Below are 16,760 nucleotides of genomic sequence, written 5' to 3' on the forward strand. Positions count from 1 at the left end.
TAGCGAAGCTGCACGGCCCTACCCACTTCCACCACAAGCGGGCTGTCCTATGGGCACTTCTGCTCACAGTCGTTGTTGGTGCTGCGATTGGGATCTGCCGCTTTTTCTCGCCGCCTTGGCGGGTGCGAGTGGACGTGACTAATATTCCCCCCGGCACCGAGTTCCTCAGTGTGGCTGCGGAATCTGGTGGGGCCGTCCTCAATATGGACTGGTCACCGGCCAACGAACTCTCGATCCCGTTCACCATGCACCCCGCGATATGCACTTGGAGTCGCCAACAGCCCAATAACCCGAACGTGAACTGGGACGCTTATGTCCGCTGGCAACCGGGTAAGCGGTACGGGATTGTAACGCGGAAAACGGACTGTACTTGGTGGGTACATTGGTTTGAAGCCGATGCCGTTCCGCTCAAAGGGAGGTGGTGGCTGCTCGGAGGTGGACGTGCCTCCTTTGATCTCACCGCAGGGCAAATAGTCCCACTTTCAGGAGAGTTAGTAGTTGCGCTCGGGTTGGATAGGATTGTGGGCCTTGACTAACTTCGCGCCGACTAATGCCTCAGTTGCGGTAATGATCGCGCCCGGCACACATCCGACCAAGTGCCGGTTTTCAGTGGGAACGCACCTTACCTGGAGGAAAGTTCTTTCGGGATCACGCCGTTGCCGGGTTGCCTCGGAAGCGGCGGAAAACCAGAGGCGTTCAGTTGGGTCAACGGCATCGCGAGTGGCCTTTCCGATCACTTGCCCCTGACCGGGCGCATCATCTTTCCAACAAGCTGAATTATGCCGACGCTTGAAGAACTCCTGCGCGCTTCCTTGAAAGGCGCGAATGTAAAGTTCGATCAGGCCAACCGCGATTTGCATGCCACCGTAGTCGAAGCAGCTAAGGCGGTCGAAGCAGTGACAGGAGGAAAAGCGACCTTACGGCTGTTTCCAATCGCGAAAGATGGCACCGCAACAGGGTACGACCTCTGCGTTGTTACAACGGGGCAACAACTCCGAAAACTGACGAGCTTCACGGTGACTGGAGCCGGCTATCCGATCGCCCGACATGCTAGTCTTGAGCAGACGGCGGAGCAGCACATCAAGTCTTCAGAGGAACTGTCCAGTTATTTCCGGAAATTAGCATCAGATCCGGATTCATCTCTTGTTGCCTACCTCGCTTACATTGTCCGCAATTCTCTCGAAGAGGAATAATCCCTACCCGCGCTCGCAGAGCCTACGCAATAATGTCCTTCACCACGTTGCCGTACACATCGGTCAGGCGCTCGTGGCGGCCCTGGTGGAAGTACGTCAGCTTTTCGTGGTCGAGGCCCATCAGGTGAAGGATGGTCGCGTGCAGGTCGTGAATGTGGACCTTCTTCTCGACCGCCTCGAAGCCGAGGTCGTCGGTCGCACCGTAGGCGGTGCCGCCCTTCACGCCCCCGCCCGCGAGCCACATCGAGAACCCGTAGGGGTTGTGGTTGCGGCCCGGTTCGTTCTTCCCCTCGCTGAACGGCATCCGCCCGAATTCACCGCCCCACACGATCAGTGTCTGATCGAGCAGGCCGCGCGATTGGAGGTCGGCGAGCAGTGCGGCGATCGGCTGATCGACCTCGGCCGCGTGCTTACCGTGATTCGATTCGATGCCCGCGTGCGCGTCCCACGTGTCTTCGAGGTGCCCGCCGCCGCTGTAGAGTTGCACGAACCGCACCCCGCGTTCCACCAATCGGCGCGCGATGATGCAGTTCCGCCCGAACTCGTCGGTGGGCTTTTGGCCCACCCCGTACATCTCCAGCGTTTTCGCCGACTCTTTCGTGAGGTCGACCGCGTCCGGGGTCGCCGACTGCATCCGGTAGGCCAACTCGTAGCTCGCGGCACGTGCGGCCAGTTCGCGCCCGCCGGGGCGAGCGTCCATGTGCTGCTGGTTGAGTTGTGCGAGCAGGTCGAGCTGTTCCTTCTGCACGTCTTTTGTGAGATGCGCGGGACCGCGCAGGTCGAGAATGGGGTCGCCCGAGGGCCGGAACAGCGTGCCCGAGTACGCGGCCGAAATGAACCCGCTCGACCAGTTCGGCTGCCCGCTAATCGGCCCGCCGCGCTTGTCCATCAGCACCACGTAGCCGGGCAAGTCCTGGTTCGCGGTGCCGAGGCCGTACACCGCCCAACTCCCGAGCGAAGGCCGACCGATGAACGTCTTCCCCGTGTTCATCATCACCAGCGCCGAGCCGTGCGCGTGGCTGTCCGTGTGGCACGAGCGAATCACCGCGAGCTTGTCCGCGTGCTCGCGCACCTTGGGGAAGTAGTCCGAGACGGGCAGCCCACTCTTGCCGCCCGGTCGGAACTTGCGGAACGCGGGCGTCAGGTACCCGATCTTCCGCCCGCCGGAGTTGATGAACTTCTTGTCCTTCGGGATCTCCTTGCCCGCGTACTTCTCCAGTTCCGGCTTCGGGTCGAAGGTATCGACCTGCGACGGCCCGCCGTTCATCATGAGGAAGATGCAGCTCTTCACCTTCGTTGGGAAGTGCGGTTTCTTGGGCGCGAGTGGCGAGCCGGCGCTGGCGGACATGTCCGACGCACACGATTCGGACGCGAGCATCCCCGCGAGCGCGACTCCGGCGAACCCGCCGCCCATTTCCCAAATGAGTTCGCGCCGCGTTAGACCACAGGGGAAGAGGTTGGACATATCTGTCTCCAGGGGCGAGTGAGACACCCGCACAAGCTCATTCGTGTGTGTCGCAAGATATTTCGTCGCGCTTCAATGCGGGCGCCCGCGGGCGCCCGGACATGGCAGCGCGAATCAATCAACGTACATGAATTCGTTGGTATTCAGCAGCACGTGGCACAGCGAGGCGAGTGCATCGAGGGCCGGGTCCGGGCGGCTCGCGAACGTCTTCGCCTGCTTCTCCAGGTGTACGAGCGCAGCGGCCACCTCCGCGTCGCGTGGGTCGCGCCCGAGTGCGCTGCGCCAGACACAAATCACTTGTTCTTTGGATTCTTTCTTGATGCCGATCCGTTTCGCGAGCGCCGCACTTTGTTCGTGAACGAACGGGTTGTTGAGCAGCGCGAGCGACTGCGTGGGTACGGTCGTCACGTCGCGCTGGCAGCTCGGGAGCGTCGTGTCCGGGAGGTCGAACGTGGTCAGTAACGGCGGTAACAGCCCGCGCTTCGCGAAGATGTACACGCTGCGCCGCCCCTGCTCCGCTGCCGGTGACGCCTTCCATGCGTTGCCCTTCATGGAGAGCCCTTCCAGTGCGTCCGGCGGGATCTCGGGCGCGAAACTCGGCCCGCCGATCTTGTCCAACTTCAGATTGCCGCCCGCGAAGAGGAGCGTGTCGCGTAGCGCTTCCGCATCGAGCCGCCGGCGCTCCGCGTGCCACCAGAATTTATTCCCCGCATCGCGGCGCGCGTACTCGTCCTGCTTCGGGTGAATGGAAGATTGGCGGTAGGTGTCCGAGAGCATGATGAGCCGGTGGAGCCGTTTTGTCGTGTAGCCCCCTTGAACGAACTCGCTCGCGAGCCAGTCGAGCAGTTCGGAGTGCGTCGGCTTGTCACCGGTGAAGCCGAAGTTATCCGGCGTGCGCACCAGCCCCTGCCCGAAGTGGTACTGCCACACGCGGTTCACCCAGACGCGCGCGGTGAGCGGGTTTTGGGGGTTCGTGATCCACTGTGCGAGTTGGAGCCGGCGGGTGGTTGTGCTTGCGCCCGCGGGCGGAACTGTGAGCGGCTTGTCGAGTGCCGCGATCATCGACAGGTGGCCCGGTTCGACGACCGCGCCGGGGCGGTTCGGATCGCCCTTCTTCAAGAGCTTGATCGGCGGGACATCTTTACCGCGATCGGTCCAGCCGAACACGCCGTTATGCCCGAGGGCCTTTGCGTCCGGTCCGCCGAGGTGCTCGCGCGGTCCCGGTTCAATGAACCCCGCCCAGAACACGCCCGCCATACGGTAGTAATCGGTCTGGCGGATCGCATCGAACTTGTGGTCGTGGCACCGGGCACACTTCACCGTCATCCCGAGAAACGCGGTGCTCGTCGCGCCCACCATGTCTTCGAGCCGGTCGTACTTGTACTCGTTCGGGTCGTTCGGCTCGTCGTTCCAGGTGCCGAGCCGGATGAAGCCGGTCGCGACGGTGGTGTTCGCGTTGGCGTTCGGCAACTCGTCCCCTGCGAGTTGCTCTTGCACGAAGCGATCGTAAGGCATGTCGGTGTTGAACGCCTTAATGACCCAGTCGCGGTACTTCCACACGTCCGGTTTCACCTGGTCGCGCTCGTACCCGCACGTCTCCGCGAACCGCGCGACGTCGAGCCAGTACCGACCCCAGCGCTCGCCGTAGTGCTCGCTCGCGAGCAGTTTGTCGATCAGTCGTTCGTATGCGTTCGGCGCCTTGTCGTTCGCGAACGCTTCGGTCTCCTCGTAAGTCGGTGGAATGCCGAGCAGGTCGAAATACGCGCGGCGGATGAGCGCGCGCCGGTCCGCGGGCGGGGCAAGTGACATCCCGTTGTCACGGAGTTTCGCGAGAACGAAGCGGTCGATGGTGTTGGGAACTGGGGTTTTGGCACCCGGCGCGTCGGGAACCTTCGGGCGCGTGACGGGCCGGAGGCTCCACCAGTCGCGCCCGGCGCGGTTCGCCGTGCTCGCGGCGAACGGGTCGATGGGATCGGTTCCCCACTTCGCGCCGCTCGCGATCCACTCCTTCAGCACCGCTTTTTCCTGCGCGGACAACGGCTTTTTGGGCGGCATCTCGTCGGACGCGACCCGCTTCCACAATTCGCTCGCATCGGGCTTGCCCGGCGTGACGGACCCGCTCTTACCGAGGACGGCGTCCTTGCGCGTGAGGTCCAGCCCGCCCTTCGGGTCGGCCCCGGAGTGGCAATCGAGGCACCGCGCCCCCAGGACCGCGACCACGTCCTTATCGAAGTCGGGCGCGGCGGCGGAACTCGTGGCGGGAACGAGGAGGGCGGACGAGATGATGGCGAGCAGCCGCATGAGGTCGGCACCGGAGAGTGAGGGACGCTCATGATACCCCGGTTCGGTTTCCCGACCAGCGATCAAACGTCCCATCGTGGGTGGCGTGAGCCAACAGAGTAAATGGTGCGCCGCCTTTTGTAAAGTATTTTTAGTAAACCGATTTTAGAAACTCGAAGCCTGCCCAGGTGAGCCCAACACAACGTTCTGACGGTTCGCGAAATTTGTGCGTTGGAGCGCCTCAAAGAGCGGGTACGATGTGGCTGTTTTCCTCCACGATGGCGGGGCACCAAAATGCCAGACGAATGGGTTGCGGTGGTCGTCATGCTGAGCGTGGCCGCCGCACTGGGCGTCGTCCGGCTCGCGGTGGCGCGCGGGGGTCGTGCAGTGACGTTCGCGAACGAGCGCGAGGAACAACTCACGCGCCGGCTCGCGTCGCGCATCGGTTGCTCGCTCGCGGACGCGCTCCCCGCCGTGCGGAACGAGATCCGACACGGTCCGAACCAAACTGATGAGACGCTCCTGAAACGAGCCGAGTACCACTACCGACAGAACCTTCCCGAGCACGCGCCCTGCCGGGTCTACCGCGACCGGGCGCCGCGCTGAGGGTGATTCCCTTCGCTCCGGTCGGAGCGACCAGTTGCCGCGCGTGGTTACACGGGTTTGCCGAGGTTGGCCCGCTTGCCGTGAATGAACTTGAGGTGATCGTCGATGTGGGCGACGTAGTCACCGACGAGCGTACCGAGCGTGACGGTCCCGCGCCGGTTGTGCAGTCCCGCTCGCGCGAACGCCGAATCCGGCAAGCGTCGGAGCACCCGTGCCCATTGTCTGCGCCCCACCTCGAGCAGCGTGAGCGCGTCCTCCAGGTCTTGATCGTGCGGGAAAAGGCGCTCGACGTAAGCGGTTTCGTCGGCATAGAGGAGCGGCGGGTTGTCCTCAATGACGATCCGTTTCATCCGGTCGATGCTGATCGCGTCACTGTCCGCGATGTGACTGACTACTTCCATAATCGACCACGCGCCCGGTCCGGGGCGAGCGGTTAGCTCCTCGCGGGTCAGCCCGCTCACCGCGACGCGGAGCGTTGCCGGCGCGGATTCATACGCATCAATAAGGGCACGATCCATTGTGGTTCCCGTTCGGAGTTTCGGCGCGCCTCAACGACAGTGGTGCGCGTTTGCCGCGTGATGATACCCGGTTCAGACTGCCGCACAACCCAGCGGGTTCGCGCTGGGCTGTGCGAACTTGCATTTTCGCCCGGCCATCGCTATTTCCGGCCCACCGAATTGACGACAGACCCACCGCGCCGGACCCAAGCCCACGGGTGAGCCATGCGAGGAGCTTTGTACAGTGTGTGGCTCGCGGGCCTTGCTCTGCTCGCCGGGGCGGGGTGCCAGATCACGTCCACCACGCACGTGCCGACCGAAGGCGCGACGCACCAGCGCGGGAAAGCGGTGGTCCCGCCGGGCGACGTGCTGGAGGTGTACTACCCGGTGCCGTTCGTGTCGCCCCCGAACCTCACCACAGAGAGCACCTTCAACGATTGCTCCGTGATCGAGCAGAAGCCCGACCACTTCCGCATCAAGAATTCCAACCCCTTCTCGCGCGAAGTCACCTGGGAAGCGCGAGGTGTACCGATCACGGCGACGAGTGCTCCAACGGTACAGATCGGAGTGGGAGTTCCGCCCCCGGCGCCGGCCGCACGGAAAGAGGAGCGGACCGAGTTCGCGAACGACGCCAAATAATCGCTCGGGGCCCGGCTACGCGATGGCCTTGTCGATCACCTCGCCGGCGTTGTCGGTGAGGCGCTCGTTGCGACCGTTGTGCCGGAACGTGAGCTTCAGGTGGTTGAACCCGAGCAGGTGCAAGATCGTCGCGTGAACGTCGTGGACGTGCGTTTTGTCTTCGGCCGCACGCAGCCCGATCGCGTCCGTGGCCCCGAGCGCTTGACCGCCCTTCACGCCACCGCCAGCGAGCCACATGGAGAACCCGTGCGGGTTGTGGTCGCGCCCGTTCGTGCCTTCGGTCATCGGGGTGCGCCCGAACTCCCCGCCCCACACCACGAGCGTGTCTTTTAGTAACCCGCGGCGCTTCAGGTCCGTTAGCAGGCCCGCGATCGGCTTGTCGCTCTGAAGACAGAGCGTGCCGTGGTTCTTCTCCAAGTCGGAGTGCGCGTCCCAGCCGTTCGTATCGCCGCTGTAAAGTTGCACGAACCGCACCCCGCGCTCGATCATTCGGCGCGCGAGCAGGCACCGCGTGCCGAACTCGGCCGTTTCCTTGCGGTCGAGGCCGTAGAGCGTCTTCGTCTCTTCCGTTTCCTTCGTGAGATCGACGACGTCTGGTGCGTGGGCCTGCATCCGGTACGCGAGTTCGTAAGCCGCGATTCGTGCCGATAGTTCCGAGTCCGCTGCGCGACTCGCGCCGAACTCCCGGTTACTTTCAGCGATGAAATCGAGCGTCCGGCGCTGCTGAGTGGCGCTCACGCCGGGCGGAGTCGCGAGGTGTTCGATCGGTGCCTGTCCGCCCTTCACGACCGTGCCCTGGTACGCAGCCGGGATGTAACCATTACCCCACGCGGGCGCGCCACCCTTTGGCCACCCGCCCGGGTCGGGCAGCACCACGAACGCGGGCATGTTCCGGTTCTCGGTGCCCAGCCCGTAACTGACCCAGGCACCGAGACTGGGCCGCCCCATCAGGATCGACCCGGTGTTCATCAGGTACACGGACTCGGGGTGCGTGACGCTGTCGCCGTGGCACCCGCGCAGCAGACAAATGTCATCGACGCGCTCCGCGATGTGCGGGAACCAGTCGGACACCTCGATACCGCTCTTGCCGTGCTTCTTGAACGTGCGGGTCGAGGCGAGCAACTTGTTCTTGTCAACACCGCGTCGCGTTTTCACCGGACCGAACGATTCCGGGAGTTTTTGGCCGTGGAGCTGCGTGAGTTCGGGCTTCGGGTCGAACGTGTCCACGTGCGATGGGCCGCCCGACATGAACAGGAAGATGACGCGCTTCGCGCTCGGCTCGAAGTGCGGTTTCTTCGGCGCGAGCGGGTCGACCGGCTTGTCGTCCGCGAGCAACCCGTCCTCGCCGAGCATCGCCGCGAGCGCGAGGGCACCGAACCCGCATCCCGCGTTGCGGAGGAAGGCTCGGCGATCCGGAGAATAAGCGAGTGGGGGCACGGCAACCTCAATCCAAATAGACGAATTCGTTCACGTTAAACAGCGCGCGGCACAACTCGCTCAACGGCGACTCCTTCAGGAACACTTTTGCGCGGTCCATTTCCTTCGCGGACGGCGCGCGACCGAGCGTGAGTCGGTAGGCGAGCGCGACGCGGGCGTCTTCGGTCTTTGCTTCGTGCGTGAGGCGGTCGGCGAGTGCCTTCGCCGCAATCATCGTTTCTTCGGCGTTCAGCAGCGCCAGAGCTTGCGTTGCGGTGGTGCTGCGCTCGCGCTTCGGGCAACTCAGGTTACTGTCGGGCAGGTCGAACGCTTCGAGGAACGCGAGTTTGAGGTTGCGCCTTGAGAAGAGGTACACGCTCCGGCGGGTGTGCTCTGCGGAGTCGGCCGTGACCGCGACCGCGCGCGAACCACCCGCAGCGCGCGACGCTTCTGGCAACACGACGCCGGGACCGTCCATTTTCGGGTTGAGGCGCCCGCCGACCGCGAGGAGCGAATCGCGAACCGCCTCGCCTTCGAGCCGCAACCGGTTCGCGCGTGCGAAAAGCTTGTTGTCCGGGTCGACGGCCGCGGCGTCGGTGCTCGCCTGCGTGGACTGCTGATATGTCTCCGACAAGAGCATCAGTCGGTGCATGCGTTTGAGCGACCAGGAGCGGGAATCGTCGCCGGCCTTGTGGTCGGAACCCGCTAGTTCGCACGCGAGCCAATCGAGTAACTCCGGGTGCGTCGGCTTCTGCCCGCGAACGCCGAAGTCGCTCGCGGTACCAACGATGCCTCTCCCGAAGTGATGTTGCCAGAGGCGGTTCACGATGACCCGGGCCGTCAGCGGGTTGTCCGCGCTGGCGACCCAGTTCGCGAGCGCGAGCCTGCGCCCGGTGCTGCTCGGGAGCGCCTTCACCGCAGCGGGTGCCTCCTTGTTCTCGGGTAACAGGATCGCGGGGAAACCGGGCTCGACCTCGACGCCCTTCTTGCCAAGTTCGCCGCGTTCGAGCAGGAAGGTTTTCGGCGGTGGACCCGGTTTGTCGATCAGCCCCATCGCAACCGGCGGCGCGGGCGGCTTCTTGCTTTCGAACGCTTTCAGTTTGGCTTTTAGTTCCTCGGCCAGTGTCTTCTCGGCGGGGGTCAGCGCTTTCGCGACCTCGGCGTCCGTGACGCGAACTTTCGCTTCCGTTTCTGCAACGAGTTCGATCTGCCCGCCGGTGCGCTTGGTCGGCGCGGTGCGGTGGGCGGCCTGAGCATCGGGCGAGAGTTTGGCGAGCCGCTCCTCGAACATCCGCTTGCGGTGCGGCTCTTCGATTGCCGCGACCTGCTTGCGCAAGTCTTTTGTCAGCTCTTCGTAGTTGCGAAGCGCGATCGCGCGGGCTTTAGCTTCTGCTGAAGTCGCAACGGGAACGTCTTTGCGGAAATTCGCGGGCGTGAAGAACGCTTGCAGCCGGAAGTAGTCCTTCTGCGAGATCGGTTCGAACTTGTGATCGTGGCACCGCGCGCAGGTGACCGTGAGCCCCAGAAATGCCAGGGCCGCGGTATCGGTCATGTCGGTCAGGGTGTTCAGGCGCCGTTGGGCCTGGTCCGCGGAGTCGGTCATGTCCGGGCCGAGCAAGTTGAAGCCGGTCGCGACGAGTGCTTCAGGGTTGTTGGGGAAGGCCTCATCCCCCGCGAGTTGCTCGATGATGAACCGGTCGAAGGGCTTGTCGTCGTTGAACGATTTGATGACGTAGTCGCGGTACCGCCACGCATCCGGGCGCGGTTCATCGAACTCGTAGCCGTTGGTGTCCGCATAGCGCGCCAAATCGAGCCAGTGCCGGCCCCAGCGCTCGCCGTATCTGGAACTCGCGAGCAAGCGATCGACCACCTTGGCCCACGCATCGGGGGCCTTGTCGTTGACGAACGCATCAATTTCTTCGGGCGTCGGTGGCAGACCGTGGAGGTCGAACGTGACGCGCCGGATGAGTTGCTCGCGTGTCGCGGTCGGCGCGGGCGACAGTTTCGCAGCGACCAACTTCGCGCGAATGAAAGCGTCGATGGGGTTCGCGAACGAGTGCCCTTCAACGGCGGGCACCTTCGGGCGCTCGGGTTTCTTCCAGGCCCAGTGGTTTTGCGGCTCGTCCGCCTGACACGGCGCGAGCGCGACGAAGATCAACAGTGCGGCAGCGGTTCGCATCGTTGAGCGCCGGGAGGGAGAGCGGGCGGGTTGAAGAAAGTATACCCGCACCGCGAACCGCGTCACAAGCACGCGCCGTCTGTTTGTCGGGTGCGATTTTTACCTTCGGGACCGCGCACGAATACACCAACGAAGGGTTCGCTCTCCTTACTTCGCGGGGCGCTCATGTCCGAAATACCCGAACCGATTTGCCGCCGGGAGTTCGATACGGCCGCGCTCGTCGCGGAGTTCCCACCGCGGTTCTACCACCCGAACAAGAAAATTGTGTACGGCATCTCGTGCCCGCTCGACTCGGTTCATTCCGGGCGCATCACGTTCTCGCGCTGGTCCGCGCTCGAACTCCCAACGGAGGTGCCCCAAAACGCAATCGCCATTGAGTCGCGCGAGGATTACTTCGGCTACGAACCCGTACCCGCCGGCGCGGCGCGCGTGGAGTGGTACCTGAACTTCTCTCACTACGATCTGTTCTGCGCATACAGCGGAGCACTATTCGCGCAGGATGAAATGCAGGTGACGGAGCACCCGGCGCTGGGCTCACTTCGCGAATCGCTGTTGAAATCAGACCTCGAACCGCTGACGGTCAAAGACGGAACGCCCACTCCGGCGCTCGTTGCGGGAGTCGAGCGCCGGTGCCGCGTGGCGATTAACCCGGACGCCTCGCTCGGCCGCCCGGTCGGGCTGTACGGCAACAATTTCACCCGCGCGAAACCCGACGCGATCGCCCGCGCGACCGAACCACTCGTTCCGCCGACAATCACAAATGTGCTCGCGATGGAAGCCCCGACCGGCGGCTCCGGGCGTTACGCACGGAACGAAATCGAGTACATCCTGCGCACCGCGTACACGGGCTTTGTGGCCACGCGCATCGAATCGGCCCGGCTGTCCGCATCGCCAGAGGTGGTGATCCACACCGGGTACTGGGGGTGCGGCGCTTACGGCGGGCACCGCACTCTGATGGCGCTGCTTCAGATCCTGGCGGCACGAATGGCGAAACTCGATCGACTGGTGTTTCACACCGGTGACGCGGCCGGCTCCGCGACGTTCAACAACGCGCTCACGGTAGCCGAACGCGACCTCGGATTGGGAACGTCACCAACCCCGCTCGCGGCAGTCATCGACAAACTCGACGCGATGGCGTTCCGCTGGGGCGTCGGTGACGGGAACTGACTATTCATTCCCCAACACCGCCGATCCCGTACCCGCGAAGCTCGGTTACTGATTCGCCCCTTGCTGTAAGTGCAGCGCGACGCGGACCGCGGTAGCTTCGGCTTGCTCCACGCAGTCGGCCATTGCGACGCCGCGATAAGCGTTACCGGTCAGGAACAGGCCGGCGTGCTTCGCGGCCAGCGCGTCGATTCGGGCCACGCGGTCGAGGTGGCCGATGACGTACTGGGGGATCGCGTTCGGCCACCGCACGATGCGCTGAAACACCGGCTCACCGGTCACGCCCATTGCGCGCCGGATCTCGTCGTGGACGGCCCGCGCCAGGCGCTCGTCGTCCCACTCTACTTGTTCGGCGCGGTGGACCCCGCCGCACAGTGCGCGCCACAACACGAACCCCTGCGGCGCGCGGTCCGGGAAGATGCTCGAACACCACTGCACGCCGAGCACGTCGCGCCGGGTATTTTGTGGCGCGATATAGCCGAACCCGTCGTGTTCACCGGGGCAATGCTCGGCGCGGTAGCCCAGTGCCACCACCGCGATGCGGTTGTACGGGATCGCGCCCACTTCATCTGCCAGTGCCGGGTCCAAGTCCGCGAGGATCACGGCCTGTTCGTAGGCCGGGCACGCCAGTACGACCGCGTCCGCGGACCACGAGTACCCGGTCTGATCGTAGACCTGCCACGGCGCCACGCTCGCGGTCTCGGTGACGGTCTGAACCTCGACCCCGCACCGCACGGAATCGCCGAGGGTCTCGCACAGGCCGTCGACGAGCACGCCCAGGCCCTCGCGGAACGACCACATCTTCATCGGGCCGGGCACGGGTTCGCCGCGCGCCTTCGCGTCGCGCTTCCGCTTCTTCGCGGCGCGCATGAACCCGCGGACCACGCTGCCCGCTTCGCGCTCCATCACGGGCAACCGGGGGAACGCCGCGGCCACACTGAGCATCGCGGGGTCGCCGCCGTGAATGCCGGTCACGAGCGCGTCGGCGAACACGTCCGCGGCTTCTTTGCCCGCGCGCCGCGTGGCGAACTCCTGGACCGATTCTTCCGTGCCCGGGGGCGGGGCTTTTCGCCACGGTTCGGTGAGCAGTTGCCACTTACCGCGGCGCGAGAGAAGGGGCGTGGTGAGCAACCCGAGGGGGCCGCTCGGGAGCTTGTGGAGCTTGTTCCCGACGAAGACGTAGCGGTTCTTGCGGCTCCCGTCGCTGGCCGCGACGAGCCGGTCCGAGAGCCCCAAATCGCGCACGAGGTTCGGGATCGCGGGGGTGCGGTCCAGGAACCCGTTCGGCCCGCACTCGACGCGGAACCCGCGGTGGTCTTCCGTGACGATGTTCCCGCCGGGCCGGTCACGCGGTTCCAGAACCGTGACCGCCGTACCCGGGGCGAACTGCTTGAGCCGGAAGGCGACCGTTAGCCCGGTCAGCCCCCCGCCCACGACGATAACGTGCGGCATGAGTTATTTCGGTACCCCGACGACCTTCGCTCGGCCGTCCTTGATGCGGACCAGAAGTCCCCCGCGTTCCTTCCCGTCCCGCACGATCATCACGACGTAACCGGTTTTACCGAGAACCGTTTCAATGTCCGCGAGTTGTTTTTCCCGCTCCTTGTTCAAGCCCCGGTCTTCAAATTTCTTGCGGAACGCGGTGCTATCGAGGAGCGTGCCGAGTTCGGTCGGCACCCTCTCCGGCTCCACTTTTTCCAGGAACGGCTTGAGGGCGTCCTTCAGTTCTTCGGACTTGGTGATCGGTTCGGCTTTCCCGTCGAGGATGAACGGCACGTCTACCGTCTTGAGCACGGCGTCGAGATCCTTGGCTTTGACGGCTTTCAGGAAAGCGAGGGACACGTCCTTCACGTTCTCTTCGTCCTTGTCGGCGGCCGATACCGGCACGGCGAGCGCGACCAGCAGAGCAACGGCGAGCGGGCGCATTGGCGGAACCTCCCGTGGGGCAAAACACCCGCGGTATTGTACCGAACTCCAAGTTGCGAACTTGGAAAGAGTCTCCGGGCACGCGACCGAATTGCGTTCTAAGCTCAAAACGGACCCTTTTTGGCAACCGGAACCGCAGCCATGCAATTATTTTGCCCCGCCTGCCAAACCGCGTTCGCGGGAACGCAGCGGTGCCCGCGGTGCGAGGGATTGCTGCTGCTCCCGCACGAAGCGGCCACCGTAGAGTCGCCCCACTTCAAGGCGCCCGCGCCCCCGCCGCCCGAGCCGACGCCGTTCGGCCGGGTCATTGTGGGCGCGGTGTTCGCGCTGGGGTTGTACCTCGGTTTGCGGAAGCTCGCGATGGGCGCGGTCCTCGCCGCGCACCCGGAACCGGATTCGTGGTGGACCTCGTTCGAGGGCCTCGCCACCGTGTGCGGCGCGCAGGTCGTGGCGGTCGTGTTCGGGGCCGTGCTCGCCGCGGCCGGTCGGGTCGGCGGGTTCGTGTTCGGCGCGACCGTCGGCGGGGTGTGCGGCGGGCTGTTCCTCGCGTCCGAACTCGTGGCCGGCGCGCCGTTTCGCGACCTCGTGCTGTACATCCAACCGCTGGTACTGGTCGCCGTGGGCGGGATCGCGGGGGTGTTCGCTGCGCGCGTGTGGGGCGCAGTGCCCGTGATCGACATGCCGATCCCCCCAGCGCACAAACTCAGCTCGTTGTGCTTCACTCCGGACCCGCGCGCGGCGACCGGGCGCCCGACGGCCTGGGGGCGCGTTTTGATCGGTGCGGTGCTGATGGTGATCGCGATCGCGGCGTCCGACCAGGTGCGCCAGGGGATGCAGAAGTATTCCGACGGGATGCTGAAGGTCGGGAGCGTGGGACAGGCGCAGTTCATCACCTGGCAGTTCGCGGTGCTCGGCGTACTGACGGGCGGGGCGATCGCCGGGGCGACCACCGGCGCGGGGCTCCGGCACGGGCTCGTTGCCGGCGTGTTCGGTGCGGTCGGCGTACTCGGTGCGACGGCCCTGCACGGGGAAGCGCTGAGCCCCGTGAATTACTGGTTGGGACAATTATCGCTCAGCGAACTCGCGCCAACGGACCCCGCCGCGGTCGGCGCCGCGGTCGGCGGGGTGCTGTTCCTCGCGCTGCTCGGCGGTTGGCTCGGCGGGGCGCTGTTCCAGCCCCTCGCACCCGATTATATGCGCGGGCGGCTGAAGACGGGAATGTATTGAAGGGGTTCCGAATACCATGTGCCCGGCGCCCGTTCCTGGGCCGTTCGGACGTCGGGGCTGAACCGATATGTGCCGATTGACCGCACGGGAACTCGCCCTCCACCGCCGAACACCAAGCTCACCGGCCGCGCACACCGCGCCACGGTCCTGAAGCCATGCAATTTACCCCGGTCTGTTGCAGCGGCGGGCTCCGGCAGACGCCCTTACCAGGCCTCTTTGCGCGCGGCCCGGACCCGCTGCCAAACCGCGTCCGGCATCCCGCCCTGCCACACCCCACCGAGCAAGTGATTGAACCGCGGATCGCTCGCCCCCCGATCCTCCACGCGCCCGATGAAGGCGGCACCGTGCGAGCCGAGGAGCGTTTCCAACGGCCCCGCCGCGAGCAGGGCCAGATCGTCGGGCGACAGTTCATGTTGGAGAAGCGCGAGGACGGCGCCCCAGGCATGTTCAGGTTGCTCGGTGCATGCCTCGAACAGGCAGTGGTCGCCCGCGAACCATGCCGCGACCAATTCTTCGACCGCTGGTTCCATGACGCCTCGCCGAGCATACAGCTCACCGGCCCGGCCGCGCAACCCCGCGCGGCACATTAAGTAGGGAGCGGTGAGAATCAGATCATGCCCCGCCGGTCAGGTGCTGCGCCTGCTCCGGCGCGACACGGGCGGCTCGAACCGTTCAGTCTTCTCGCCGCCTCAAGAGATCAAGTGCCCTGTTCTTCGCATCAACGACCCTCTGCGACTGGAGATCGGTGTTGCCCTGTAGGTGCTTCTCGTAGCGCTTCTGCCACTTCCCGGGACCGTACTTCCGGTCCAACATCACGGTTACGTCCGCGTGCCTCAATAGGAGTGCGTAACAACACATCCGCTGGAACATTGAGATCGATACGTCGAGGCATTCCTCAACCCACCCCAAGCCATCGAACTTCATGAGCATGAGTTGGACTTCCACCCCGATGTCGATGCCGCGGATCACCAGTTCCTCGAACTCTTCGGAGCTGTCGCTGACGACAGCGATGCGGTCACCCTGCCAAGTACCGTGCTCGGAAAGGAGAATCGCCAGAGCCCGCGAACCAGGCTCGGTACCAACCCTATTGAAACGGTTATTCAGGCCGTCGAGGCCACAGCGGAAAAACTGCTCCTTATCGCGGTTGACGTAGAAGTAACTTAAACTCATCGGCCTTATCCCCGAACGACACAGATCACCCACACCGCGCCTTGGCGCGGTGGTCAGGGGCGCCTACACGCGGCCGGATCAGGTGCAGCGCTCGGTTTGGCCCCTCCCGGATGTCCACAATGGGAGCATGTGGTGCCATCCCAACGATAGGCGAATCCGCAGTGGGGACAGCTCCCGACTCGCCCCCACTGCTCACGTGCGGCGGTCGGGTACTTCAACCAGCCGCAATGCGAGCACTCGGATTCCTCGCCGAAGGTCAATTTGGCCCGGCACCCAGGGCAACGAGGCGCGGGTGGCTGCTGTTCCTCGACCCGAGGAACCGTGCGGGGATCGGATTCGACACTGAACCAATCCAACGGCGCGCCCGCCAGCACCGCATCAATCAGGGCCAACGCCTTCCACAGCACGCTACAACCACGACACCGCACCAACCAGTTCATGCCCGGTCCGCGCCCCCCGCTCATGTGCCCCGGTTCAAAGCGGTCGAAATCCGAGGCCCCGCACCGCAAGCAGGACTCGGGAGTAAGCTGTCGGAGATGACGCACGTCGATCAACGAAAGATCCCTCGCGGAGCCGAACGACCAAGCTCACCAGCCGCACATACGGCAACTGGTGCTGAAAAACTACGTGGCTGGGTCCGGTGCAGTACCCGGTTCAGCGGTGGGCTATTCACCCCAAAAACCGCGGACGAATGGCGGAAAATTGAGAGCGTCGGCCGATGCCACTCCGAACGCGCTCATCAACTCCAGGTAGGTCGGTTCCACCGTATCACGACCCGACTCGTCCACCGGGCCAAATGCCCGCCCAGCCGACGATCCCAGCCCGTACACGCAGTCGATGCGGCCGCCCCAGGTCGAGTAGTCAATGAACAGCCAGTTGGTCGTATCGCCCAGCCCAGCCTCGGCGAGCAACCGCCGCACCTCGTCTGGACCTGGCTGTTTGCCAGTGTGTCCGGGCAGGCTGATCCCGACACCCGTGAACGGTGCGGATATTTCCCG

Annotated in this window: 15 protein-coding genes; 5 read left to right on the forward strand and 10 right to left on the reverse strand. The window is 64.7% G+C overall.

Going from position 1 to position 16,760, the window contains the following annotated elements; all coding sequences use genetic code 11:
• Positions 1-779 precede the first annotated feature (779 nt).
• Entirely contained in the window at positions 780-1,193 is a 414-nt protein-coding gene (locus J8F10_RS36420) for a hypothetical protein (protein ID WP_210663071.1), read from the forward strand.
• Positions 1,194-1,215: 22 nt separating this feature from the next.
• Here the strand turns inward: J8F10_RS36420 and J8F10_RS36425 are convergent, their stop codons facing one another.
• Positions 1,216-2,658: a DUF1501 domain-containing protein gene (locus J8F10_RS36425; protein ID WP_210663073.1), complete on the reverse strand. Its 1,443-nt coding sequence runs from the start codon at positions 2,656-2,658 to the stop codon at positions 1,216-1,218.
• A gap of 114 nt (positions 2,659-2,772) precedes the next feature.
• Entirely contained in the window at positions 2,773-4,959 is a 2,187-nt protein-coding gene (locus tag J8F10_RS36430; RefSeq protein ID WP_210663076.1) for a PSD1 and planctomycete cytochrome C domain-containing protein, read from the reverse strand.
• A gap of 273 nt (positions 4,960-5,232) precedes the next feature.
• Between J8F10_RS36430 and J8F10_RS36435 the strand changes: the two genes are divergently transcribed.
• Positions 5,233-5,544, forward strand: a complete 312-nt coding sequence (locus tag J8F10_RS36435) for a hypothetical protein (RefSeq protein WP_210663079.1) — start codon at positions 5,233-5,235, stop codon at positions 5,542-5,544.
• Positions 5,545-5,591: 47 nt separating this feature from the next.
• On the opposite strand, the gene J8F10_RS36440 is transcribed toward J8F10_RS36435, so the two are convergent.
• Complete coding sequence (locus J8F10_RS36440; protein ID WP_210663081.1) at positions 5,592-6,062, reverse strand: DinB family protein; 471 nt, start codon at positions 6,060-6,062, stop codon at positions 5,592-5,594.
• Between the two features lie 204 nt (positions 6,063-6,266).
• Between J8F10_RS36440 and J8F10_RS36445 the strand changes: the two genes are divergently transcribed.
• Positions 6,267-6,680 carry a hypothetical protein gene (locus J8F10_RS36445; RefSeq protein WP_210663083.1) on the forward strand — a complete coding sequence of 138 codons (414 nt, stop codon included), beginning with the start codon at positions 6,267-6,269 and terminating at the stop codon, positions 6,678-6,680.
• Between the two features lie 15 nt (positions 6,681-6,695).
• Here the strand turns inward: J8F10_RS36445 and J8F10_RS36450 are convergent, their stop codons facing one another.
• Together J8F10_RS36450 and J8F10_RS36455 are read right to left on the reverse strand one after the other, a co-directional pair.
• On the reverse strand, positions 6,696-8,117 hold the full coding sequence (locus tag J8F10_RS36450) for a DUF1501 domain-containing protein (RefSeq protein ID WP_315854260.1): 1,422 nt from the start codon (positions 8,115-8,117) through the stop codon (positions 6,696-6,698).
• 7 nt (positions 8,118-8,124) lie between these two features.
• Positions 8,125-10,275: a DUF1549 and DUF1553 domain-containing protein gene (locus J8F10_RS36455; protein ID WP_210663085.1), complete on the reverse strand. Its 2,151-nt coding sequence runs from the start codon at positions 10,273-10,275 to the stop codon at positions 8,125-8,127.
• A 165-nt stretch (positions 10,276-10,440) separates the two neighbouring features.
• On the opposite strand from J8F10_RS36455, the gene J8F10_RS36460 reads away from it, so the two are divergent.
• Positions 10,441-11,442 carry a hypothetical protein gene (locus tag J8F10_RS36460; protein WP_210663087.1) on the forward strand — a complete coding sequence of 334 codons (1,002 nt, stop codon included), beginning with the start codon at positions 10,441-10,443 and terminating at the stop codon, positions 11,440-11,442.
• Positions 11,443-11,487: 45 nt separating this feature from the next.
• Here J8F10_RS36460 and hemG read toward each other — a convergent pair whose 3' ends face one another.
• Together hemG and J8F10_RS36470 are read right to left on the reverse strand one after the other, a co-directional pair.
• Entirely contained in the window at positions 11,488-12,891 is a 1,404-nt protein-coding gene (gene hemG / locus J8F10_RS36465; protein WP_210663089.1) for a protoporphyrinogen oxidase, read from the reverse strand.
• Positions 12,892-12,894: 3 nt separating this feature from the next.
• A complete protein-coding gene (locus J8F10_RS36470; protein WP_210663091.1) occupies positions 12,895-13,365 on the reverse strand; it encodes a hypothetical protein in 471 nt (156 codons plus the stop codon).
• Between the two features lie 141 nt (positions 13,366-13,506).
• On the opposite strand from J8F10_RS36470, the gene J8F10_RS36475 reads away from it, so the two are divergent.
• Positions 13,507-14,592: a hypothetical protein gene (locus tag J8F10_RS36475; protein ID WP_210663094.1), complete on the forward strand. Its 1,086-nt coding sequence runs from the start codon at positions 13,507-13,509 to the stop codon at positions 14,590-14,592.
• 203 nt (positions 14,593-14,795) lie between these two features.
• Here the strand turns inward: J8F10_RS36475 and J8F10_RS36480 are convergent, their stop codons facing one another.
• The 3 genes from J8F10_RS36480 to J8F10_RS36490 form a co-directional block, all read right to left on the reverse strand.
• On the reverse strand, positions 14,796-15,122 hold the full coding sequence (locus J8F10_RS36480; RefSeq protein WP_210663096.1) for a DUF6869 domain-containing protein: 327 nt from the start codon (positions 15,120-15,122) through the stop codon (positions 14,796-14,798).
• A 142-nt stretch (positions 15,123-15,264) separates the two neighbouring features.
• Entirely contained in the window at positions 15,265-15,762 is a 498-nt protein-coding gene (locus tag J8F10_RS36485) for a hypothetical protein (RefSeq protein WP_210663098.1), read from the reverse strand.
• Between the two features lie 665 nt (positions 15,763-16,427).
• Positions 16,428-16,673, reverse strand: coding sequence for a hypothetical protein (locus J8F10_RS36490; protein WP_210663100.1), 246 nt, complete (start codon positions 16,671-16,673; stop codon positions 16,428-16,430).
• Positions 16,674-16,760 lie beyond the last annotated feature (87 nt).

The sequence above is a fragment of the Gemmata palustris genome (genome assembly GCF_017939745.1).
Taxonomy (GTDB): Bacteria; Planctomycetota; Planctomycetia; order Gemmatales; family Gemmataceae; genus Gemmata; species Gemmata palustris.